Origin of the sequence: Paenibacillus sp. JDR-2 (assembly GCF_000023585.1) — a bacterium.
In the GTDB taxonomy this organism is placed as follows: domain Bacteria; phylum Bacillota; class Bacilli; order Paenibacillales; family Paenibacillaceae; genus Pristimantibacillus.
Map to the genome: position 1 here is coordinate 2,000,388 of NC_012914.1, position 24,047 is coordinate 2,024,434.

Below are 24,047 nucleotides of genomic sequence, written 5' to 3' on the forward strand. Positions count from 1 at the left end.
TTCATATTCCCGGAGGGGGTTGCAGCAAATTGCATAGTGTTATCGATTGGATATCGAATATAGCGGTTCAACTTATTGATGCGGTGGGCATTTACGGGATATTTATCGGCATGGTGCTGGAGAGTGCCTGTATACCGATTCCAAGCGAAGTTATTTTGCTTAGCGGGGGCTTGGCAGCGGCGAACGGTACGATATCGTGGCAGGCAGTCGTTATTGCGGGCGTGCTTGGCAATGTGGCGGGCTCAATAATAGCCTATTATGTCGGAGCGCTTGGCGGAAGAAAAGTTCTAAATAAGTACGGTAAATATGTTTTCTTTAGAAATTCCCATCTTACTCAAGCCGAGCGGTGGTTCACCCGATATGGAGCAAGCAGCGTGTTTTTTGCGAGAAATCTGCCTTTTATCCGTACTTTTATTTCGCTTCCGGCCGGTATAGCCGAGATGAAGTTCTCCAAGTTCTTGTTGTTCACCTTCTTAGGCTGTATTCCGTGGAATGTAGCCTTGGCCTATGCCGGATACAAAGGTGGAGCCAATATCGATTTACTGGAGAAATACATGCATCCGGTTAGCTATGCGATTGCGCTTCTAGTCGCGGGAGGGCTGGTGTATTGGTTATTCCTTAGGAAGCGGATTCGGTTATGATTGAACCGGCCCCCGTTTATGCATCCGTCTCGGACATGGTAATCGAGCATTATAATTACGCTCTTACGCCCGACGGTCAGCCTGTTATTTATTTAAAAGTATGGAATAAAAGCAAGGAAGCCTTAACGGGCGATTTTTCCGTACAGGTGAGTCGTGCTTATAACAGCAGTCAGGATGAATACCGGTATAAACGTGTTGGCCATGCCGTTACTTTGGAACGGGTTATTCTTGGACCTGACAAGGAACGGAGCCTTGAAATCCGGAATGTTCCCAGATTGAGAACCGGTGATTATAGGGCGGAAATTTTGTTCCGGCATTTAACGGAGTCCCAAGAAGATCAAATGGACTTTACGGTAACCCGGACAGATCTAGGTCAACCCAGTCCGACTCGTACAGGAAACATTCGTATTCACTTCAAGAAGTATGGGTTTATCCTTTTTATTGTCCTGGTGTTAATGACTGGGGGAATATTCAGACGAAACGGAAATCGATAAAAAATGCACAACGGCTGCCGGGCATCGCGTATGACGGCAGCCGTTTTTATTAACCAATGCAACAAACCGGATTTTGGAAGCGAAATTATTTTTTCACGAATGAACAATTCCGCCCATGCCTGAGTCTTTCCCTATATAGACAGGAGAGGAGAGTTCATAATGAAGCGACTTATAGAAGCTGTTATGCAAAGATCAGCCATTATTTTAATTAGCGTCGTATTAATTTTGGCATGGGGGGCCGTATCGGCGTTGCAAATGCAGCGGGATTATCTTCCCGGCATCAATAACACGACCTTAATGGTGTCCCTGCGCGCGTCTTCTTATCAAGCGGATCAAATCAAGCGGGACATTACGGCGCCGCTTGAGGATGCGATCCGCAAGACGAACGGAATAACGAATTTGGAGACAACCTCGTATGACGGCGGGGTACTTATGAATATTTACTATCCAATGGACTATGACATGGGCAAAGCCGAGAACGCCATCAAGCAAGCGTTAAACGATGCAGCGCTGCCCGACGGCGTAAACAAACCCGCTGTAACCAGGCTGACGTCCAGTACTTTTCCGATCTTGAGTTACAGTCTTACGTCAAACAGCAGTAAAATCGATGATTTAACTTTGCAGTCATCTACCCAGACCGATATCGTTAACCAATTAAAATCCGTTCCCGGTGTTTCCGACGTTCAGACGGTAGGGGGCGCGAACAAAGGTTATGTCGTCGTGCTCCGCATGAAGGATCTTGTGGCGAATAAACTGACTCTCGATGATTTCAATAAATCCATTACGGCTGATGTTCCGAGCCTGCAGGGCAATATCGCGAATATCAAAGCGTCGTTTCCGATCAAGGTTGAGGGCTGGGATTTGACGGAGGATCAGTTAAGCAAGCTTATGATTAAAAATAAAGACGGAAACAGCGTTCCTTTGTCCGCAATTGCTGCGGTCTATCCGTCTCTGACGGATGTCAAAACCGTTTCCCGCACGAACGGGAAAGCTAATGTCATGCTCAATGTCATTAAAACGCCAACTGCAACCATCACTGACGTGGCGAACCAGGTCAAGCATCGCGTGAATCAGATCCCGGTTGTTCAGAGCGGGGACGTCAAGATGGAATTGCTCACCGACCGCGCGCATGATCTGAACAGTTCTCTGTTGGGACTTGTCCGTGAAGGGTTATTAGGCTGTGTGTTCTCCATGCTTTGCGTCTTATTCTTCTTCCGGAATGTGCGTTCTACCTTGTTGATTGCCGTTACGCTGCCAATCTCCCTGCTCGCAACAACGGCGGTATTGAAAGCAATGGGCATTACGCTGAACATTTTGACTGTGTCTGGACTTATCGTCGCGATGGGCCGGATTGTGGATGATGCGATTGTCATTTTGGATAATATGTACCGGAGAATCCAAGAGAGCAAAGGCAAGCCGGTTCTTGGCGTCCTTTCCGCTGCGGTTGTTGAGATGCTTCCGGCGATATTCGCTTCGACCGCAACAACGATAGCCGTATATGTTCCTATAGCTTTGGTAGGCGGTATTATCGGGGCTTCCTATTCCGGTTTTGCCTGGTCGGTAGTTATTGCCCTAACCGTATCGTTCCTTGTTGCCATGATTGTCATCCCAACCTTTGCGATGATGGGTTGGAGCAAACCGAAGGCGGAAGCCGTAACGCTGGAGCCGCTTATGAAGCCGCTGCTTCTGTCGGCACTGAAACGCAAAAAAACCGTAGTAAGCATCTCGCTCATTCTATTTGCGGCAGCGGCAATCTTTGGATCGCAGCTTCCATTCAGCCTGCTTCCAAGCACCGCAAGCGGGCAGGTGGCCGTCAAGGTGGAGCTTCCGAAAGGAACCCCTTTGTCGGAAGTCGATAAAGAAGTCAAAGTCGTCGAAAATGAACTTCAGCATAATGCCGGCATTGCTTCCTATACCGCTGCTTTCGGCTCCAGCTTTACGCCTACGGCAGACGATGTATTTGATCAAGGCGGCGGATTTATCCAGCAGCCAAACGTAGCCAATCTTTCCATTCAACTGAAAGACAAGAAGAGCGTTAAGGCAATTATTCCTTCTTTACAGTCGGATTTGAATAAGGTGTCTGGCCAAGGGGCGATCACGGTCACCAATCAGAATATTGCCGGCGATGACTCGACGATCAAGATCATGTTAACCGGCGCGGACCAGCTGACGTTAGAAAAAACAGCCGCGCAAGTACGCGCGAAGCTGGTTCAAATTCCGGGACTTAGCGTGACCGGCCAGACGGATCTGACGAACGGTAATCCTAAATACGAGCTCTCGATAGATAAAGATAAGGCGCTTGCTGACGGTATTGATCCGGATGAGGTAAATAAGCTATTGCTCAGATATACTTCCAAAGCAAAGGACTTTGATATCTCGACCTCAACGGGAACGGGTACGATTCCGGTGGATGTATATATCGATTCGGTCAAAGAGGGAGTAGCGAACGACCAGTCCATACCGGTGTATTCCCCGGAACAGGTACTTGCCTCCTTGGCGGCAGAGACCGTTAAAGGCAACGGCGGAAAAGCTTACCGGCTCGATTCCTTTGTAACGATGCAAAAAAGCGATGCTTTATCTTCCATTCAGGAGCGGGACGGCGAGCCGGTATCTGTCGTTCAGGCTCAGATTACTTCGGGCAATATGAGCAAGGTATCCAAAGACGTGGATAAAACCTTAAAGAATCTGCAGCTTCCGGAAGGAGTAAGCTATTCGCTTGGCGGAATTACCCAGCAGGTCACGCAGATGATTATCGAGATTGTCATTGCGGTTGCCGTTTCCATCTTGCTGGTACTGCTTATTACCAGCATGGTATTCAAAGGCTGGAAGGCGCCGCTTGCCGTATTGCTGAGCATTCCGCTTGCTTTGTCCGGCATCGTCATCTCTTTGTACGCGATTCATGGCCAGTGGAATCTCGCGGCGTTTATCGGCGTGCTGATGCTCACGGGGATTGTTGTTACGAACGGTATCGTGCTTATCGATAAGATCGAGCGGAACCGAAAAGAAGGAATGGAGCTTCGCGACGCGGTTATTCAGGGCAGCTTGTCCAGAGTTCGTCCGATCTTTATGACAGCCGGCACCACGATCCTGACCTTGATTCCTCTGGCGCTTTCGCATAGCGCGGATACGGTTATTTCTCAGGTGCTTGGTATTGTGGTTATTGGAGGCATGATTACCTCCACATTAAACAGCTTCTTCATGATTCCGATTATTTACGAATGGATGCTGGGCAGAACTGCACGAAAATCAGAAACCATTATCAGGATGAATAGCTGATATCCGGTTCACAATAATGGAAGAAGCAAGGGGGTATTCGTCATCGATATCGCAGCTTGGCTTGAACAGTATGGTTACGGAATTATTTTTCTCGCATTATGCCTCGAAATGCTGGCCTTGCCTCTTCCTGGAGAGATTATGATGAGCTATGCGGGAATGCTCGTATTTGAGAAGAAATTGAGCTGGCTTCTTAGCATTCTAACCGCATCAGCCGGCGTTACAACCGGAATAACGCTTTCTTATTGGATCGGTTATTGGTTAGGCAAACCGTTTATTGCGAAATACGGGCGTCGGTTCCATATGGGTGAGGAGCAAATGGAGCGCTTAACGGTCTGGTTTGAGAAATATGGCGATAAGCTGTTGTTTATCGCCTATTTCATACCGGGCGTCAGGCATATTACGGGTTACTTCTGCGGAGTAACCCGAATGCCGTTTCGGCGGTATGCGATTTACGCTTATTCCGGGGCTGTCTTTTGGGTCAGCTTATTTATCTCGCTCGGAAAAGTGTTAGGACCTAAATGGGAAGCATACCACTCCACGGTGAACCGTTATTTGATTATCTTTGCGATTGCTTCGGGTCTGCTGTTTTTGCTCTACAATCTCTTGAAAAAGTACAAATACCGTATCATCTCGTTCCTGCTGGATCTAGTTGGCGGAGGGGTTCGCCATGTACGCTCATTGGGGAAAGCGAAATATTTGGTGCTCGCTGCCTTTGCCGCGTTCGTCTTATCTCTCTCGCTTATGTTCGGAATGATTCAAGATTATGTCGCGCAGGAGTTCGGGAAGTTTGATGAAGTGACTTATTATTTGACCCTGATGATCATCGGCTCAGGCTGGCATGACCTGATGGAGGATTTCCTGCAGATAGGCAGCATTTATCTGTATGCCCCGGTGATTGCCCTTACCCTGATCGTTATTCGATTCAAGGGAAACAACAAGCTGCTGGAAATCGTATTTATGTGCTGGACGATTGCTGGAGGTGCCGTTCTGAATGAAGGGCTTCGCATGGTCTTTCACCGGACGGGTCCCGTTTCTTCCGGTATTCCAATCACGAACACCTTTCCAAGCGAGGATACCTTTACGGCGGTTACCGTATTGGGGTTCTGCGTCTTTCTGATTTTGCGGCAATACAGCCAGGAAATCATTCATTTAGTCCTGATTGCAGCCGCGGCGCTTCTATGCTTCTTGTTAGGGATCAGCCTCATCTATTTCAACTTGCAATATCCAAGCGATGTAGCCGCAGGTTATGTATTTGGCGGCGTTTGGGCAAGTCTTAACGTTCTAATGCTGGAAGTGAGGCGGAAACTGCGGCGAAGCAGAGTAAGTATAGCTTAAGTTATCGGTCAGGTTTGTTTCGGTAGGAGTTGAATGTGCAAGTGGCGAGCGAGGAACTTAAATCTATCATTCTTCAAGCTAAATCCGGTGATCAAGAGGCGTACGCAGCGCTTGTGAAGCGATATAAAGGGCATGTTTACAGGCACGCCCTCGGGATGCTGGGAGATCGGATGGATGCCGAGGATGCTGCGCAGGAGGCGTTTATTAAGGCTTTTTATTCCTTGTCCTCATTAGATACCGCTTATGCCTTCTCGTCCTGGATCCTCCGGATTACTTCCAATCTGTGCAAGGACAGATTGAAAAAGCGTGCAAAGGCTCTTGAACAAGAGCTGAAGGAAGGTCACAATGAAGATATTACCGATCCTCATATGCCGGATACCTTGGAGAAAGTATCCCTTGCGGACGGGCTCGGCAGAATTAGCGCGGATCATCGGGAGGTTCTTCTGCTGCATGAGGTGCAGGGATACTCTTATGAAGAGATTGCGGCAATATTGGAGGTTCCGCTTGGAACCGTTAAATCGCGGCTATTTGCGGCGAGAATAAATTTACGGAATGAATTACGAAGGGAGGATTAAATGTGGAACGGCATATGAAAGAGCAGCTTTCAGCCTACCTTGACGGGGAATTAAGCCAGGCAGAGAGGCAGGAGGTTGAAGCCCATTTAGAAACCTGCGAGACTTGCCAGGAGCTCTTGGAGGATTTCCTTCAGCTCAAGGATCATTTTGTCCTTTCCTTCAGCTCGGTTGAAGCACCAGAGAGTTTGGAATCGCAGGTTATGCGTTCTTTACGGGTAAGGACATCAGCGGCGGAGAAATATGCGGGTTTGCTTATTGTCCTCTGCATACTGATTCCATTCGTTATCTTATATGCGTTGGCAGGCACGGTCATCATTAAGCTAGTGCACGGATTATCCAAGTTTATGATCACCCTGATGTACGCGGGTTCGCATTTTATTCTTAGCATACCCGTCTTGTCGGGAATGACGATCCTCCTTTCCTTATCTATCCTTGCGGTTTCTTTCTACTCGCTAAAGCGGCTGCTTCATACAACAGTAAGCTGAAAGGTCTGAATGTCTTGCGAAAATCGATCTATGTGATAGGATTCCTTTTACTCCTTATGATCTTGGTACCGGGGGTTGCTTCTGCAAGCAGTATATTCGAGCATCAGAATACAACCGTGCCCGGAGAGCAGACGGTTGACGATGTATATGTAGTTGGCGGAGATGCGGAAGTGCTTGGTCACGTGAAAGGGGTAGTCGTTGTCATCAACGGCAGCCTGCATATCGGCAGCACGGCCACGATTGATGGCGTTGTCGTGGTAATCGGCGGGGAAGCGAATCAGGATCCGGGAGCAGTATTAGGAGACGATTTATACGACATATCCCTCGACAACGCCACGCAGAACAGTCTGCTGCTTGGCAGCGGCATTGTTGCCGGCCTATGGGTGTTGCAGCTTGCAGGAAGCTTGCTCCTTGTACTAATTCCGGTTCTAATCAGGCTTCTGGGGAAGAAAAAGATGGCTTCCTTCACGGAGCGGTTCCAATCTGTTCCGTCGGGACGCCTTCTCTCTGCAGGGTTTCTTAGCGGCATAGCGATAGCAGCCCTCAGCCTGCTGCTGCTTGTTACGGTTGTTGGCATACCGGTGTTGATCCTTGTGCTGATTGCGGCTATAATCGCTGTGGCTATGGGCTTAACCGTGATAAGCTATCGGATTGGCGATATGATCAAATGGTCGGAGCCGCGGCCGGATTGGCTCAAGGTGTTGATTGGGGCAGCTTTGTTAGCCGCCTTTTCCAATATACCTATTATCGGATGGCTTATCTTTTTGGTGGCCGCCATGTTTTCGCTTGGTATCTGCACGTTATGGATTGCGGGAATGCGTAAAAGAAAAGCTTAAATCTAATACAGCGGCAGCTGGTCACTAGGACCGGCTGCCGTATTTTTTTTTGCGAAAATAAAGATTGATCTTGCGAGCAAACTTTAGGTAAAATATGGATATTGCATGAGGGGGGTATTATTTTGTCCATTGTGATCGTCATCGTTATTGTAGCGGCTGCCTTCGTGATTATATCGAACGTGATGGGATCCTCCAATCAAAGAGGGAACCGAACCAATGGGGGATATAGAAGATCGGGGCATTCCTCGGTGGATCCGAACTTGCATTCTCCCGGCATTAACAACCATTCGGATGATAATATCCACCGCCATCACCATCACGGCCATCATCACCATCATGATCATGGAAGCAGCCATTCCTCTTCAAACGATTCCTCTTCGGGGTCCGATTCGGGAGGCGGCGGATCAAGCAGCGATTAACAAAGAAGCTCCCCTCAAGGGCAACCAGGCGAGGCAACCTGTTCCTGTGCGGGGAGCTTTTTTTCTTCCAGCATCTTCTTAAGAAAAACTTAAGGTTTTTCCTTAGGTTTTATTAAATAGTTTTTCTTATCCTATGCTTAGATTGCACAGGAGGAGAAGGGAGAACATTTCTCTATGGACCGGCATGTAAAAATCGGTATCTTGCGGCGGTATGAGAGCTATTGCTATCAGATTTGCCATTATCTTATCCAGCAAGAACCATATGCTTCCCAAGCAGCGAAAGAGGCATTGCTCAGCATTGCCGTCGATGCTTGCTTTTTTACGGATTCCGACGAAACGCGAAAGGATAAGATCCGCCGCACCAGCATCCGCATGTCCTTGTTATGGCAAGGAAATGGACTTAAGAATAAAACTCAACCTTTAACATAACCGCAGCTTTAAATCCCGATCGCCAGCCCATCTTACTGTAGCCGCCAATGCATATAGGTTGTTTTCATGGAGTATAGCGTTTATCCTAAATGACAAGGAAAACGTTTCCATGAAAATGTTGCAGCGAGGAGGAAATACAAGAGTGAGTAAACCCAATATTTTATTGATCCAGACCGATCAGCAAACCGCGGAAACTTTAAGCTTATACGGAAACACTGCTTTACATACGCCGGCGCTCGAAGCGTTGGCGGAGCGGGGAGTTGTATTTGAACAAGCTTTCTGCAATTATCCGGCATGCGCGCCTTCAAGGTCATCCATGTTTACCGGCCGCTACTGCTCCACGTTAAATCTTCACGCTAACCATATGCTGATTAATCCCTCGGAAGTAACCCTGCCGCAAGTACTGAAGAATCATGGCTATCAAACGGCGATCATCGGGAAAAATCATGCCTTTACGGAAAGGCCGTCCTCTATTTACCCGGGCGGTGTGCCGGAGAATCCATCTCTGCTGCACGAAGTATTTGATTACGTTCGTCTCGCCGACCACGGGCATATGGTTGACGGGTATCGGGATGATCCCGGCGCACAGGCTGCGCATGCGTGGGCCGTTGAGCATTGCTGGAGCAGTCCGCTTGGACACGGGACCAATCCGGCACCGGTTGAAAAATGCGGAACCTATTTGCTCGGAGAAACGATGCTGGATTATTTAGCCCATCTCCGGCAAGAAAATCAGCCATTTTTCACTTGGCTATCCTTTCCCGATCCGCATACCCCTTATCAAGTGCCTGAGCCTTATGCCAGCATGATCCGTCCGGAGGATGTGCCGATGCCACCCGTCGATTCATTGGAGGGCAAGCCGGAGCGGGTTAAGGTTGCGCATCTTATGGATGCGATGGATACAGCCGACGAGCAGTTGATCCGGCAGGTCCGTGCCATTCATTACGGAATGATCCGTTTTATTGACGATACGTTGGCCAAAATATTTGAGCGGATGGATGCGTTAAGTCTATTGGAGAACACCGTGATTATTTTTACTTCCGATCATGGAGACTCCATGGGGGCTCACGGCATTATTCAGAAGCATAATTTCTTCTACGACTCCTTCACGCATGTTCCGTTTATTATGTCTCTTCCGGGTTACAAGGGCACGAAACGAACCTCTAACCTGCTGGAGCTGATCGATATTATGCCTACGTTGCTGGAACTGGCAGGAATACCTGTTCCGCCGGGCTGTCAGGGGAAAAGCCATGCGGCTTTCCTGGAAGGAGATTTATCCGTTACGCCGCGGGAATATGTTGTTATGGAGAGCGGAGAGCATGGCGATCCGGTGAAGGTGTCCGATATTACCCTTCGTCCGGAGCATCCGCTTGACGAGCGGTATTTTGTATGGTGCGCTTATTCGGATGCGTGGATAGGCAAGGGGAAGGCTATACGGACCAAGGAATGGAAGCTCTGCATCTATGCTAACGGAGAAGGGGAACTGTATGATTTAAAGGCAGATCCGCATGAGCTGCATAACCGTTTTCCCGACCCGGCGTTTGCTTCCGTCCGTATCGAGCTGGAACGCAAGCTGCTGCAATGGTCGATGGAGAAGGAAGACCGGCTGCCCATCAATAATACCGTAAAAATATCCATGCAATCGATGCGTGAGAAATACGGCGTCAGCCAATGACAAAACACGAATTTCATATGGCATGAGCAAAGCAAAAAACCACTTCTCCGCGTTTTGGGAGAAGTGGTTTTCGTTTAAACGATTTTATACGCCTTGAGCGATCATCGCGTCGGCAACTTTTACAAAGCCGGCGATGTTGGCGCCGATAACGAGGTTGCCTGGAACGCCGTATGTTTCGGATGCTTTCATGCTCGCGGAATAAATGTTGTGCATGATTTGCTGGAGCTTGGTATCTACTTCCTCAAGCGTCCAGGACAATCTTGCGCTATTTTGTGCCATTTCCAGAGCCGATACGGATACGCCGCCTGCATTTGCCGCTTTCGCAGGAGCGAACAGCACTTTGTTGTCCAGGAAGACATCAATAGCTTCCAGCGTGGAAGGCATGTTGGCACCTTCGCCGACCGCTTTTACGCCATTGCCCACAAGCAGCTCAGCCGAAGCCTTGTCGATTTCGTTTTGCGTTGCGCATGGAAGCGCGATATCGCAGGCAATCGACCAGATGCCGGAGCAGCCTTCAACGTAGATCGCGTCCGGATGCTCGAGAACATAGTCTTTGCATCTGCGGTTTTCGACTTCTTTCAGGCGTTTAAGAGTATCGAGGTTAATGCCGGCCTCGTGATAGATATAACCGCTCGAATCGCTGCAGGCTACAACTTTCGCGCCCAGTTGAATTGCTTTTTCGATGGCATAGATGGATACGTTGCCCGAGCCGGAAACAACTACCGTGCTTCCGTTGAAGCCTAAGCCTACGCTCTTCATCATTTCTTCAACGAAGTATACGGCTCCGTAGCCCGTTGCTTCTTTACGGCCAAGGCTGCCGCCGTAACCGATCCCTTTACCTGTCAGAACGCCGGCTTCGTAAGCGCCGACCAGCTTTTTGTATTGGCCGAACATGTAACCGATTTCTCTTGCGCCAACACCGATATCGCCTGCCGGTACGTCTGTATCCGGACCGATATGCTTGCTAAGCTCCATCATGAAGCTTTGGCAGAAACGCATAATTTCCAGATCCGATTTACCTTTAGGATCAAAGTCGGAGCCGCCTTTACCGCCGCCGATTGCTTGACCGGTCAACGAGTTTTTGAAGATTTGCTCAAACCCGAGGAACTTGATAATGCTGGCGTTTACGGATGGATGGAAGCGCAAGCCGCCTTTGTAAGGGCCGATTGCATTGCTGAATTGAACACGGAAACCGCGGTTTACTTGTACTTTGCCTTTGTCATCCGTCCAAGGTACGCGGAAAGAGATAATCCGGTCCGGCTCAACCAGGCGGTCAAGGACGGCATGCTCGATATACTTCGGCTGTTGCGCGAGTACGGGAATCAGGGACAAGAAGACTTCTTTCACAGCCTGGTGGAATTCAACTTCACCCGGATTGCGTTTTTGCACGGTTTCAAACAGATCATCAATATAGCTGTGGGCAGCTTCTGTGTTGGCTTGTTCAACTTCTTTTACGATACTCATCTCGGTAACACTCCCTCAAGGTTTGTAGGAAAACTTATTCATTTCTCTTTTTTAATTTAGTAGTTTAATATTAATATCAAATATTTAATCGCAACAATATTCAGATAGGATAAAGTTGATGCGTTTTGCGCATGAAGGATAGGGTGAGTTTAGTGGAAGTTAGACAAATGCGATATTTTATGGAAGTTGCAAAGAGAGAGCATGTGACTGAAGCCGCCAATGTCCTGCATGTTGCACAATCCTCAGTCAGCAGGCAGCTGGCTCAATTGGAAAGCGAATTAGGGGTCGATTTATTTATTCGGAATGGACGGAGAGTTAAGCTGACGCCGATAGGGAAGATTCTGCTTCAGCGCGTGGAACAAATGCTTCACATGATGAACGAGGCCGAGCGGGAAGTAAAGGAATATTTGGATCCGGAAAAAGGGGTCGTTCGTATCGCGTTCCCGATCAGCTTGGCCGCGCATGTCCTGCCAAAGGCGATTTATGCTTTTCGCAAACAGTATCCGGAAGCCAAGTTTCAGATGAGACAAGCCCTTTACGGCGATTTGATTGACGGTGTTGTCAACGGCGAGTTTAATTTGGCCATGATCGCGCCGCTGCCGGAAGAGGATAAACATATTCAGCAAAAGCTTTTATTTACGGAACGGATTGTTGCGCTGCTGCCCATCCATCATCCGCTTGCCAAGCGGTCCAGCATACAGCTGTCGGAGATGAAGGATGAGTCCTTCGTCACGCTCCCGGAAGGGACGATTTTCCGTAGAATCGTACTAAATGCCTGCCGCGAAATAGGCTTCACGCCCCATATCGCGTTCGAAGGGGATGACATTGATGCGTTGAAAGGGCTGGTATCGGCGGGCCTCGGGATTGCCCTTATGCCTGATGTTACCTTGGTTGAAAACATTCCGCAATCGACGGTGAAAATTCCGCTGGCAGATCCCACGGTTACGCGGAGCATAGGGGTCATCTGTCCGACCCAGCGCAAGCTGCTTCCGACGGAGCAATTGTTTTACCGCTTTCTTACCGAGTTTTATACGCCGGACTACAAGCTGTAACATCGGCCGAAATAACAAAAACGCATAAAAAAACTCCTTGATATTCAAGGAGTTTTTTTATGCGTTTTTCCTTTTTTTTAGGATCAATATTTTAGAATGAACGAGGGCTGTTGTGGTAAAAATACCATTACCATAAATGGAGATTTGAGGATAGGGAATGACTGATGATTTGATAACTGATTGTCGGGATTTTGTCCAGTTAAACAAGATCATAAGCCAATCGAGCGATTATAAATCGATTCATGTTTCCGCGGGCAGTAAGCAGCTGAATATCTGCTATTTCATTACATTGATTGACGCGAAGTCCCTTCAGGCGAATGTCATTCACCCTTTGCAAAACCGGGCTCTGGACTCGGAGCTTGAGCGCCTTGAGGATATCAAAAACTGGATTCCGATTGAGGATGTGGAAATCTCGGACCGGGTAGAAGACGTACAAGCCAAGCTGTTAAAAGGCTGCGTTATAGCTTCGTTTACCCAGGACGACCGCAAATATGCGATCATCTCTATCCCAACGGTTGAAGGAGTACGCCAAAACAACGATACCGAAAATGAATTCAGCGTTGTTGGACCAAAGATAGGATTCGTGGAGAGTCTGGATACGAATATCGGATTATTGCGGTCTCAGGTTAACATTCCTAACTTGGTTGTGAAAGAAATCCTGATTGGAACAACGTCCAAAACAAGAGTCGCCATCGTTTATATCGATGGGGTAACGAATAAGGAATACGTGCAAACCATCGAACAAAGGCTGGAAGCCATCGACTATGACGTTATTTTCGATACCTCCCAGCTGGACCAGTTTATTTCGGACAATTCATTAACTCCCTTTCCGTTATTCCTGTCCACGGAACGGAGAGATCGGGTCGTCTATGCGCTCATTACGGGGCAAGTGGCGGTAATTAGTGACGGATCGCCTTATTTCATTACAGGCCCTTCCACATTATTCGATTTTTTTAATTCCCCGGAAGATTATTATCTGCCTTGGATCCTGGGGTCTTTCTTCCGATTGATCCGTATTTTTGGCGTCATTTTTTCGTTGTTTGCAACCTCCATGTATATCGCGATCACCACTTTTCATTACGAGGTAATCCCAAGGGATTTGCTGGAACCGCTCATATTCTCCAGGAGAAATGTCCCGTTTCCGCCTCTTCTGGAAGTGTTGTTCCTCGAGATTACAATCGAGTTTCTTCGGGAGGCCGGTGCCCGGCTGCCAACCAAGATCGGTCAGACTTTAGGTATCGTAGGCGGTATCGTCATTGGTCAAGCTACGGTTCTGGCCGGGTTGACGAGCAATATTCTGGTTATTATCGTAGCCTTCTCGGCGCTCGCTTCGTTCGCCACGCCGATCTATAAGATGTCGAACGCGATCCGCTTTTTGCGCTTTCCCATGATTCTTGCGTCGTCGATATGGGGAGCTCTGGGAATGTTTATCGGGATTGGTTTTCTGCTTGTCCACTTAACCCGTCTGACCTCGCTTGGCGTCCCGTATATTGTACCGATTAACCCTTTAAGGATCCGGGATTTGAAGGACAGCTTTATACGCCCGTCTTATCAATTCAGCAACAAAAGACCAAGCTACTTAAGAACGGAGTCAACGGTCAGGTACAAGCCGGGCAAGGTGAAAAAACAGAATAATCTCGATAGAGAATGACTTAGAAGGCGGGAATGACGGTGTTGAGAGGCAAGGTTTTCCTGATGCTTATTCTTAGCTCGCTGCTTACGGCTTGCGGCGATACGAACATAGTCAATAGCATTAAATTTGTTCAAACCATAGGATACGATGCCGTCGAGAACGGGGTAACCAGCAGTGCCATAATCGCCAATTACGAAGAACAGGGAAAATCAAAGCTGGAATTTTACGTGACGGAGTCCAAATCCATCTATGACAGCATGCCAAAGCTCAACATGAAGCTTGACTTTCCGATCGAATACGGGCAGTTAAGAATGGCGTTATTCGGAGAACGCTTTGCGCGCAAGGGCATAAAAACAGCGATCGAAAGCCTGATCCGCGATCCTAAAATATCCTCGAGAGCTCATCTTGGCGTTGCGGATACGGAAGCTCTGAAGATGCTTAACATAGCCGAAAACCGGAACGACCCCTATTTCATGTCCGATATGATCGAGCAGAATATAAGATACGGCAATTTGCCGAGGATCAATCTTCACTTGACGTTTTTTGATTTTTACGGGAGCGGCAGAGATTTCTTTTTGCCTCATTTCACCGTGGAGCGGGATGAGATCAAGCTTGATGGCATTGCTTTGTTTAAAGAGGATAAATTCAAAACCAAAATTGGCATAAAGGATTCCTTTTTGATGAAGCTGCTGATGGAAGACTCGTCAAACGGGAGCATAATGATTCCGGTAAAGGGAACGGATCAAACCGGCGACGAGTTTTTCTTAATGAACAGCATTCATTCGAAAACAACGTATAAAGTGGTTCGGACCGGCCCGCCGGCTTCCATTGACATCCGGGTGAAGCTTGATGCTCAAGTAAAGGATGTCCCTCAATGGATTGACCTTACTTCGGCGGATCAGCTTGCTTTGCTGGAAAAATGCATAGAGACCTATTGCCGGAATGAGATTCGGAAGTTTATCGCTTTATTGCAAAGCCATGACGTGGATCCGCTTGGCCTGGGGGACTTAATCAGGAGCAGATCGAAGGAGTGGAGCCCGCAAGAGTTTCAGAAGCATTACAAGGAGCTGTCCGCGACAGTAAGCGTAACGGCTCGCATTATTCGTACGGGCGCAGGAGGTTAGAGCGGTTTTGAACAATGAGATCGACGAGAAATATAAGATATCTCCCTATTTAATCATCTTTCCTCTGTACGTCAGCATGGTCGGGATAGGCATCCTTTTTTACCAAAGAACCGTTATTAAGCATGCCGGTTATAATGCGTGGATCTCGGTTATTTTAGCGGGAATCAGCATTCATGTTCTTATATGGATGATATATAAGTTATTGTCAACAATGGAAGGGGCGCATGATATAGCCGCCATTAATAACAAGCTGTTCGGCAAAATTTTGGGCAGCCTCTTTAATGCGGCGATTGCGTTGTATTTTGTATTTGGGGCATTCGTGAAATTCAAAGTTTATATTGAATTGATTCAAGTCTGGTTGTTCCCGAGCATGAGGTTTCTATACGTCAGCATCGTTATTCTATTGCTTGTTTACTACGCGGTTTCCGGCGGTATCCGTACCGTAACGGGCATTTCGGTGTGGGCGACGATGATTTCGTGCGTGTCGATAGTCCCGCAGGTTATGCTTGCTTTTCCGTATTTGCATCCGTTAAACCTGCTGCCGTTATGGAACCATTCCGTATCCGAAGTTCTTCTCTCCTCCAAAGATATGGCCTTTAATTTTCTGGGCTTCGAAATCCTTCTTTTGTTTTATCCGTTTGTTAAAACCCCGGAGAAATCGCAAAAATGGGCGCATCTTATCCTCTTTTTGGTCAGCCTGTTATATTTGGTCATTTTGGTTATGGCCTTTATGTTTTTCACCGAAGAACAACTGCGCCATACGATCTGGCCGACATTAAATATGATCGGCATCTTTGAAGTGCCGCTGCTTCAACGGCTTGAATATATAGCGATCTCGTTATGGTTTATCAAAATTGTAGCAGGCATAGCCGTCTACATATGGGCGGCATGCCGCGGAACCAAGCTTGCTTTCCGCATAAGGCCGCGATTGTTTCTGGCATTGAGCCTTATCGCGATTGCGATACTCTGCGAAGTCATTAGGGACCACAGAACGGTTGAAAAGCTGTCGGAAATCTATTCCCAGGTTGGTCTATATTTTATATACGTCTACATTCCATTCGTATTTCTTGGCGTTCTGATCCGGCAATGGCGGGTAAGTCGCCTTCGGCGGACAGGCTAATTTCAGATGCCTCATGTTCCGATAGTATAGGTGAAGTCTTAATCCGAAAGGAGGGAAATGATGGATATTCCGGCTATGTCCGTTGCTTTGTCCCAAAGCAAGCTTATGAACGATGTTGGAATCAGCGTGCTCAAAATGGCGAAGGACCATTCGACGGAGCAGTCGCAGCAGCTGATCCAAATGATGGCGCAAAGCGTGCAGCCCCATCTGGGCGGCAATATCGATTTGAAAGTGTAAGAAGCAGACGAAAGGCCGCCTTAAGCGTCGATTAGACGCGGAGGCGGCCTTTTTGCATTTTCCACGGATTGACTAAAAATAACCCTTTACAGGACACCAAAAGGTGTTATATTATGAACTTATAAAATGACACCTAATGGTGTCTAAATAATTGGATGATCCAACACAAATAAGGGAGAGATTTTAAACATGCATATTTTAGGGATTATCATTCAAAGCTGGCTGCTGTTCTCAATGGTTTTCTTCGCGATTACGAAGCTTACCGGCGCCAAGCATCAGGTGGAGCTATTTGATTCAATCAAGCTTCCGCAGTGGTTCCGCGTCGTTACAGGGCTTGTTCAGTTGATTGGGGCTGTTGGACTCATTATTGGTTACTGGTATCCCGGCATGGCAGGCTGGGCGGGAGTTTGGATTGGGATTACGATGTTTTTTGCGATTCTGTCGCATCTGAGAGTAAAGCACACATTCGGCAAAATGTTCCCGGCTATCCTGAATCTCGTCATAGCAGCCGCGGTTATCCTTCTGTTTGCAGAGGATCTGGCTCATCCGTTTGGCTAAGTTCCAGCAAAATAAATTAAACCGGTACGCTGAATTTTTCAGTCGTACCGGTTTTTATTTATATAAACTTTACAAATCGTAGGACTCACCCTAACAATAAAATAGTAAAATTATCACTATATTCTGACGACATCTTATCCTAAACTATGGATTGATACTCCTTTCCCTATATGAGGACATCGCCGGATTCAATTTCCGGCATAACGGTGATTAATATAGGAAGTCCATATCGGATGCAATCCAATCATGTGAGGAGAGGTAGAGATGACAGAAAAAACCGCAAGCAACAAAATCGTGCTGGAGCCGGAGGCTTTGAAATTTGCGCAGGATACGGCAAATCCGCCGTATTTGTTCGACCTTGGCCCGGAAAAGGGCCGCGAAACGGTAGATAACGTTCAAGCCGGAGATATTGCGAAGCCGCCTGTCGACATCACCGACCTGACGATTGAGGGCGGACCAAGCGGGCAGGTGTCTATCCGCATTCTCCGCGCTCCCGATACGACAAAGAAGCTCCCGGCCATTCTCTATATCCATGGTGCCGGCTGGGTGTTTGGCAACGCCCATACGCATGACCGGCTTATCCGCGAGCTGGCGGTTGGGGCGGAGGCCGCCGTTGTTTTCCCGAATTACAGCTTGTCGCCGGAGGCCAAATACGGGGTGGCTATCGAAGAAATTTATGCAACTCTGCTATGGATGGCGGAGAACGGCGAAGAGCACGGCTTGGATACGAGCAGACTCTATGTGGCCGGGGACAGCGTTGGCGGCAATATGACGGCAGCCATAACGCTTATGGCAAAAGAACGAAAAGGACCTCAGATTCAGAAACAGCTGCTTTTCTATCCGGTTACGGATGCAGGGAACGATACCGAATCCTACAAGGAATTCGCGACAGGTTATTTCCTTCGCCGTGACGCTATGGCCTGGTTCTGGGATCAATATACGACAAACCGCGAGGAACGGGAGGAAATCTACGCCTCTCCGCTGCGCGCGACAACCGAGCAGCTTAAAGGCTTGCCGCAGGCTCTAATCATTACGGGTGAAGCGGACGTTCTTCGCGATGAAGGCGAGGCTTACGCGAATAAGCTTCGCGAGGCTGGCGTGCGGGTCACGCAGGCGCGCTTCCAGGGAACGATTCACGATTTTGTTATGCTTAACGCTCTGGCAGACACGTCTGCTGCCCGCGGAGCGATGCTGCTGGCGAACGCTTGGCTGAAGGAATAGCCATTAAAACATTTTGCAACGGTTAAAATTAGATTGCGCCAACGATGCGCAGGCAGGAGCGGAACATGAACAATATTGCTATTTTTGGATTTGGAAGAATCGGTAGACAGCTTCTTCGCGTAGCTTTGCAGGATCAGCTGTTCGTACCGGTATCCATCTCGGATATTAAAGACGAAGCGACGCTTGCTGCCCTATTTGAAGTCGATACGAACTACAAGCGTTGGCCGGAGCCTGTGGCCGGCACAGAGGGAACGATCAAAATCGGCGACCGCTCCATTCTATATTTGAACTCGTCGCAGGAAATTCCGAACTGGAGCGAGCTTGGCGTTGGGCTTGTCATTGACTGTACGGGACGGGCGGTGACGAGACAGGTTGCGGAGCTTCATCTGGAGCGCGGCGCGAAGCGCGTTCTCGTCAGCGGACCAAGCAAAACCCTCGACGATTGCGATGCGGTATTGCTGAAAGGCATTAATCTCGACAGCTTTGATCCGGAGAAGCACAAAATCATCAGCATGGCGAGCTGCACGACCAACGCGCTCGCTCCCGTTGTTAAGCTGGTCCGGGAAAACTTCGGCATTCAATACGGCTTATTCTCGACGGTGCATTCCTATACGAATACCCAGTCGCTGACCGATCAGCCGATGAGAGACCGCAGGGACTCTTGGGCAGCCGCGGAAAATATTATTCCATCCTCTTCGGGTGCGGCAAAGGCGCTTAAGTTTATTTGGCCGGATTTGCAAATTACGGGGAAAGCTTACCGGATTCCTACGCGTACCGGAAGTATTGCGGAGCTCAATCTGGTAACGGAAAAGCCGTGTACCGCTCAGGAAATTAACGATATGTTCCGTCAAGCCGCACAGGATGGTCCGCTTAACGGAGTCCTTGATGTGCTGGAAGGGGAATGGGCTTCCTCGCGTATCGTAGGCGATTCCCATTCTTCGATTATCGATCTGCCGCTGACCCATGTACAGGGCGGACTTTTATCCGTTGCTGCCTGGTATGATAACGAGTGGGGTTATGCATCACGCCTCGCCGAAGTAGCGGCATTTTTAGGCCGGCATTAATTGCGAACAGGAACCCGCTTTCTCTAAGGAGAAGGCGGGTTTTTGCGATTTCGGAACATGGTTGAAGAGGTCGGGCAGCTTGCTTGGGGCTTTAAAATTGGCCTAAATGGCCTATATTGACAACCAAAAAGTTTATGCTATATTAATCTCATGGTTTTACTTGGTATTAATTGGCACCTATTGGATGAACCATCCAAACAAACGAACCGCTGACCGGGCAACTGGAAGCGCAGAAGACCAACTCACGTTGTGGTCGGCTGCGCTTTTTTTGTTATTGCCGGGTAAAAGAGAAAGGGTGAGAGAGATGCCGGCATTAGAAAAGCTGCGATTCGAGAATGTGGCAAAAAGCTTTATTGTGCGCGATCCGAAACAAAAAGGGGCGACGCAGCAGTTTACGGCGGTTAAGGATTTAAGCTTTACCGTCAAGGAAGGCGAGTTTATTACCTTGGTAGGACCAAGCGGCTGCGGAAAATCAACCCTGCTTGACCTCATTAGCGGTCTGTCGCTTCCATCTAGCGGACGTATTTACATGGACGGGAAGGAAATTACCGGTCCCGGCCTCGACAGAGGGATTGTTTTTCAGCAATATGCTTTATTTCCTTGGAAGACGGCAAGAGGGAATATCGAGTTCGGACTGGAGGCAAAAGGCATACCGAAGCATGAGCGGAGGGAATTAGCGGAGCATTTTCTAGCGTTAGTAGGACTAAGCGCCTTCGCTAACCGGTATCCCCATGAATTGTCAGGAGGCATGAAGCAGCGAGTAGCGATTGCCAGAAGCCTTGCCTTTAACCCGGATGTTCTGTTAATGGATGAACCGTTTGCGGCGCTTGATGCGCAGACGAGGGAAACCTTGCAAAGCGAGCTGCTTCGGATCTGGCAGAAAACGAAAAAGACGATTATTTTCATCACGCATGGCATTGACGAAGCGGTATACCTGGGAGAACGCGTTGTTGTTCTGACTCCCGGTCCGGGTACGGTGAAGAAAATCGTCGATATCCCCTTGAAGCACCGGCTGGATGATGCGGATATCCGCTCCAATCCGGAGTTTGTAAAGGCGCGGCATGAGGTATGGAGCTTATTGCATGAGCTGGAGTACCAGGGCGCGTATATTTAACGGATTAACGAAAGGAGCGTATCGTAATGGAAAATGTAAAAGCGGTTCCTAGACCCTTGCAAAGCAGAAGGATCAAACTGAACGTCTCGCTTAATATCCGCAAGCTGTTCAAGCAGTCTATCGTCCTGATTTTATTAGCTCTGGTCTGGCAGTTTGCTCCCCTTGCGGGATTCGCGGATCCCGCTTTCCTGCCTCCGTTCTCCGATGTCATTCAGGCCTTGTGGAATTTGATATTGTCCGGCGAGCTGTTCCATCATTTCGCGGCGAGTATGATTCGTTCGTTAAGCGGATTTGCTTTAGCCCTTGTTATCGCCATCCCGTTAGGGCTTGCGATTGGCTGGTATCCTCTTGCCAGGGAACTGCTTAATCCGGTTATGGAGCTGTTCCGCAACACGGCGGCGCTCGCTTTGCTCCCGGTGTTTATGCTCATCCTCGGAATCGGAGAGACTTCCAAAATCGCCATTGTATTGTTCGCCTGCACGTGGCCGATCCTTCTGAACACGATCGCGGCTGTCGGCAACGTCGATCCGCTGCTAATCAAATCAGCCCGGTCCATGAATCTCTCGTCCTTTAAGCTGTTCATCAAAGTTATTCTGCCGGCGTCGGTGCCAACGATCTTTACCGGAATCCGGATGGCGGGAACCGGAGCGATTCTCGTGCTTATCGCCGCCGAGATGGTAGGCGCCAAGGAAGGACTTGGCTATCTCATTACGTATTCCCAATATAACTTTCAAATTCCCGAAATGTTTGCGGGTATCCTCACCATCGCTTTGCTTGGCTTGCTGATTAACCAGGGACTAAGCGTGCTGGAACGTAAATTGTCCAAATGGAAGCAGCAAGTATAAACGGAGTTATTTTTTTATACTAAAGTCCATTAAAAATATAGGAATACTAGGAGTGGGAATATGACCCAAAAACAAATGAAGCTTGGAGCTTTCTTTAACCTGCCGGGCCATCATGTGGCCAGCTGGCGTTATCCGTCGACGGATCCTCGCCGGACCTTGGATTTGGAGTACTTAAAAGGGCTGGCGCAGACGGCGGAGCGGGGCAAATTCGATATGATCTTTTTCGCGGATATCCTTGGTCTCAAGCGTCTAGGCAATTTCGCTACCTCAACCGTTAAGCTTGATCCGCTTATTATTATCGCGGCGCTTGCGGCAGTCACCCGGAATATCGGCCTGACGGCAACTCTGACGACCACTTATAACGAGCCTTTCCAGGTGGCGCGCAAGTTCGCGGCAATCGATCATTTATCCGGAGGGCGTGCGGGCTGGAATGTGGTGACCTCAGGCAACGAGAAGGAAGCGCAGCTGTTCGGCAAGGAAAAGCATCTCGAGCATGCGCGGCGCTACGAGAGGGCGGAGGAGTTCGTCGAGCTGACGAAGAAGCTCTGGTTCTCCATCGAAGAGGAAGCGCTTGTTATCGACAAGGAGAATGGCCGGTTCCTGGACGTTGACAAGGTGCACCCCGTTGATCACCAAGGGGAATGGTTTAAAGTGCAGGGTCTGCTCGATGCTCCGTCGACGCCGCAAGGTTATCCCGTTATCGTGCAGGCGGGATCTTCGGAGGCGGGGAAAGAGCTAGCCGCGAAGACGGCCGAGGTTATATTTACCGCCTGGCAGACACTGGAGGAAGCGCAGTCTTTCTATCGGGACGTGAAGGGACGTCTTGCCAGATACGGACGCCGGCCGGATGACCTGAAAATTATGCCGGGCGTGTTTATCACGGTTGCTCGCACCGAAGCCGAAGCGATTGCGAAACGCAAAGATTTAAACAGCTATATTTCGCCAGAGGTTGGTCTGGAGTACTTATCGAATTTTATCGGCGTCGACTTGAGCGGTTACGATGTGGATGCGCCGCTGCCGGCCAGCGGGGAGAGCGAGGACAAGACGAACCCTCAGATCCGCAAGAATATCATTCGGGCTCTTGCGGAGCGGGAAGGCTTAAGCACGCTTCGGGAGGTTTACGAGTTTATCGCAGGAGCACGGGGACACCGGGAAATTGTAGGTACGCCCGCTCAGATCGCGGATCAGCTGGAAGAATGGTTTCTCAATGAAGGGGCCGACGGCTTTAATATAATGCCGCCTACGTTCCCCGAAGGTTTAAACGACATTGTTGAGCTAGTTATTCCGGAGCTGCAGCGCCGAGGATTGTTCCGCACGGAATACGAAAGCCATACGCTGCGGGGGAATCTGGGTTTATCCATTCCGATTAATCCCTATAGAAAGCAGCCGCAGCAATCGCATCAATAAATATGAAGAGGTCGGGAGAGGGTCATATGAAAAAACGTTTTACTCACGTTCATGCCTTTTTGTTAACGATGGGCTTAGTCAGCGCGCTGCTTGCAGGCTGCTCGGAGAGCAAGGCAAAGTCGGGGGAAGAAGATAAGGTGCTCCAGTACAATGCGGCTCCGGGAAGCGTATCGTTCCCGGAGCTGGCGAAAGATTTGGGGTATCTCGGCGACTTGGAGCTGGAATCGATCGGGAGCACGACAGGCGGTCCGGAAAGCATTCAATTAACGGCAACCAAACAGATCGATTTTGGTTCTGCTTTTAACGGAGCGATTATCAAATCCATCTCGCAAAACGTAAAGATCAAATCCGTTATCGGCTCGTACGGCAGCGATAAGAACACCTATATAGGTGCTTATGTGCTGGCAGACAGCCTGATTAAATCGCCAAAGGATTTTATCGGCAAAAAAATTGGCGTCAATACGCTGGGAGCCCATTTGGAATTTGTTACGAAGGATTATTTAAGGAAAGGCGGCTTGACCGAAAAGGAAATCGAACAAGTGACGCTTGTGACGATTCCGTCCGCCAATGCCGAGCAAATTCTGCGCAGCAAACAGATTGACGTGGTGCTTATGAGCGGTATCGCAAGAGACCGTGCCCTGGACAAAGGGGGCATTGTTGAGCTCTTTAAGGATACGGACGTCTACAAGACTGAATTTACGGCAGGCGATTATTTCTTCCGGGAGGATTATATCAAGAAGAACCCGGACACGGTGAGGCAGTTTGTTGAAGGAGTAGCCAAGGCTATCGAATGGGCGCGCACGACTCCGCGGGAAGAAGTCATTCAGCGGTTCGAGGCCATTATCAAGAAGCGCGACTCCAACGAGCCAACCGAAAATCTGAAGTATTGGAAGAGCACCGGAATTGCGCAGGCCGGAGGCGTTATAACGCCGGGCGAATATCAGGTCTGGATTGATTGGCTCGTAGCTAACGGCGATTTGAAGAAAGGCCAGGTTAAGGCGGAAGATTTGTACACCAACGAGTTTAATTCCTACGCGAAGAAATAA

The 24,047-nt window shown here is 48.8% G+C and carries 23 protein-coding genes; 22 read left to right on the forward strand and 1 reads right to left on the reverse strand.

Features of this window, described 5'->3' with window-relative positions; all coding sequences use genetic code 11:
• Positions 1-29 precede the first annotated feature (29 nt).
• The 10 genes from PJDR2_RS08760 to PJDR2_RS08805 all read left to right on the forward strand — a co-directional run bounded on the left by PJDR2_RS08760 (position 30) and on the right by PJDR2_RS08805 (position 10,162).
• Positions 30-641, forward strand: coding sequence for a DedA family protein (locus PJDR2_RS08760; RefSeq protein ID WP_015843307.1), 612 nt, complete (start codon positions 30-32; stop codon positions 639-641).
• Positions 638-1,135, forward strand: coding sequence for a hypothetical protein (locus PJDR2_RS08765; RefSeq protein WP_015843308.1), 498 nt, complete (start codon positions 638-640; stop codon positions 1,133-1,135). The genes PJDR2_RS08760 and PJDR2_RS08765 overlap by 4 nt, the downstream gene beginning before the upstream one ends.
• 159 nt (positions 1,136-1,294) lie before the next feature.
• On the forward strand, positions 1,295-4,411 hold the full coding sequence (locus PJDR2_RS08770) for an efflux RND transporter permease subunit (RefSeq protein ID WP_015843309.1): 3,117 nt from the start codon (positions 1,295-1,297) through the stop codon (positions 4,409-4,411).
• A gap of 84 nt (positions 4,412-4,495) precedes the next feature.
• On the forward strand, positions 4,496-5,746 hold the full coding sequence (locus PJDR2_RS08775; RefSeq protein ID WP_265525175.1) for a VTT domain-containing protein: 1,251 nt from the start codon (positions 4,496-4,498) through the stop codon (positions 5,744-5,746).
• Positions 5,747-5,787: 41 nt separating this feature from the next.
• On the forward strand, positions 5,788-6,321 hold the full coding sequence (locus PJDR2_RS08780; RefSeq protein WP_041613378.1) for an RNA polymerase sigma factor: 534 nt from the start codon (positions 5,788-5,790) through the stop codon (positions 6,319-6,321).
• Between the two features lie 2 nt (positions 6,322-6,323).
• Positions 6,324-6,806 carry an anti-sigma factor family protein gene (locus PJDR2_RS08785; protein WP_015843311.1) on the forward strand — a complete coding sequence of 161 codons (483 nt, stop codon included), beginning with the start codon at positions 6,324-6,326 and terminating at the stop codon, positions 6,804-6,806.
• Between the two features lie 56 nt (positions 6,807-6,862).
• Positions 6,863-7,642, forward strand: a complete 780-nt coding sequence (locus PJDR2_RS08790) for a hypothetical protein (RefSeq protein ID WP_015843312.1) — start codon at positions 6,863-6,865, stop codon at positions 7,640-7,642.
• A gap of 122 nt (positions 7,643-7,764) precedes the next feature.
• The gene (locus PJDR2_RS08795) at positions 7,765-8,061 is read left to right on the forward strand and encodes a hypothetical protein (RefSeq protein ID WP_083778081.1); all 297 of its coding nucleotides are present in this window, start codon (positions 7,765-7,767) and stop codon (positions 8,059-8,061) included.
• Between the two features lie 174 nt (positions 8,062-8,235).
• Positions 8,236-8,490: a hypothetical protein gene (locus PJDR2_RS08800; RefSeq protein WP_015843314.1), complete on the forward strand. Its 255-nt coding sequence runs from the start codon at positions 8,236-8,238 to the stop codon at positions 8,488-8,490.
• Between the two features lie 142 nt (positions 8,491-8,632).
• Positions 8,633-10,162, forward strand: coding sequence for a sulfatase (locus PJDR2_RS08805; RefSeq protein WP_015843315.1), 1,530 nt, complete (start codon positions 8,633-8,635; stop codon positions 10,160-10,162).
• A gap of 84 nt (positions 10,163-10,246) precedes the next feature.
• Here PJDR2_RS08805 and gdhA read toward each other — a convergent pair whose 3' ends face one another.
• Positions 10,247-11,626, reverse strand: coding sequence for an NADP-specific glutamate dehydrogenase (gdhA, locus tag PJDR2_RS08810; protein WP_015843316.1), 1,380 nt, complete (start codon positions 11,624-11,626; stop codon positions 10,247-10,249).
• Positions 11,627-11,778: 152 nt separating this feature from the next.
• On the opposite strand from gdhA, the gene PJDR2_RS08815 reads away from it, so the two are divergent.
• The 12 genes from PJDR2_RS08815 (at position 11,779) to PJDR2_RS08865 (ending at position 24,047) form a co-directional block, all read left to right on the forward strand.
• On the forward strand, positions 11,779-12,678 hold the full coding sequence (locus tag PJDR2_RS08815) for a LysR family transcriptional regulator (RefSeq protein ID WP_041613380.1): 900 nt from the start codon (positions 11,779-11,781) through the stop codon (positions 12,676-12,678).
• Between the two features lie 157 nt (positions 12,679-12,835).
• On the forward strand, positions 12,836-14,329 hold the full coding sequence (locus PJDR2_RS08820; RefSeq protein ID WP_015843318.1) for a spore germination protein: 1,494 nt from the start codon (positions 12,836-12,838) through the stop codon (positions 14,327-14,329).
• A 14-nt stretch (positions 14,330-14,343) separates the two neighbouring features.
• Positions 14,344-15,435: a Ger(x)C family spore germination protein gene (locus PJDR2_RS08825; RefSeq protein ID WP_015843319.1), complete on the forward strand. Its 1,092-nt coding sequence runs from the start codon at positions 14,344-14,346 to the stop codon at positions 15,433-15,435.
• A 7-nt stretch (positions 15,436-15,442) separates the two neighbouring features.
• A complete protein-coding gene (locus PJDR2_RS08830) occupies positions 15,443-16,555 on the forward strand; it encodes a GerAB/ArcD/ProY family transporter (RefSeq protein WP_015843320.1) in 1,113 nt (370 codons plus the stop codon).
• 57 nt (positions 16,556-16,612) lie between these two features.
• Positions 16,613-16,792, forward strand: a complete 180-nt coding sequence (locus PJDR2_RS32390) for a YjfB family protein (RefSeq protein WP_317979077.1) — start codon at positions 16,613-16,615, stop codon at positions 16,790-16,792.
• Positions 16,793-16,981: 189 nt separating this feature from the next.
• Positions 16,982-17,350, forward strand: coding sequence for a DoxX family protein (locus PJDR2_RS08835; RefSeq protein ID WP_015843322.1), 369 nt, complete (start codon positions 16,982-16,984; stop codon positions 17,348-17,350).
• Positions 17,351-17,614: 264 nt separating this feature from the next.
• The gene (locus PJDR2_RS08840; RefSeq protein WP_015843323.1) at positions 17,615-18,571 is read left to right on the forward strand and encodes an alpha/beta hydrolase; all 957 of its coding nucleotides are present in this window, start codon (positions 17,615-17,617) and stop codon (positions 18,569-18,571) included.
• Positions 18,572-18,636: 65 nt separating this feature from the next.
• Positions 18,637-19,635, forward strand: a complete 999-nt coding sequence (locus tag PJDR2_RS08845; RefSeq protein WP_015843324.1) for a type I glyceraldehyde-3-phosphate dehydrogenase — start codon at positions 18,637-18,639, stop codon at positions 19,633-19,635.
• 304 nt (positions 19,636-19,939) lie between these two features.
• Positions 19,940-20,749 carry an ABC transporter ATP-binding protein gene (locus PJDR2_RS08850; RefSeq protein WP_015843325.1) on the forward strand — a complete coding sequence of 270 codons (810 nt, stop codon included), beginning with the start codon at positions 19,940-19,942 and terminating at the stop codon, positions 20,747-20,749.
• Positions 20,750-20,775: 26 nt separating this feature from the next.
• Entirely contained in the window at positions 20,776-21,594 is an 819-nt protein-coding gene (locus tag PJDR2_RS08855) for an ABC transporter permease (protein WP_015843326.1), read from the forward strand.
• 60 nt (positions 21,595-21,654) lie between these two features.
• Positions 21,655-23,001, forward strand: coding sequence for an LLM class flavin-dependent oxidoreductase (locus PJDR2_RS08860; protein WP_015843327.1), 1,347 nt, complete (start codon positions 21,655-21,657; stop codon positions 22,999-23,001).
• Positions 23,002-23,027: 26 nt separating this feature from the next.
• Positions 23,028-24,047, forward strand: a complete 1,020-nt coding sequence (locus tag PJDR2_RS08865; protein ID WP_015843328.1) for an ABC transporter substrate-binding protein — start codon at positions 23,028-23,030, stop codon at positions 24,045-24,047.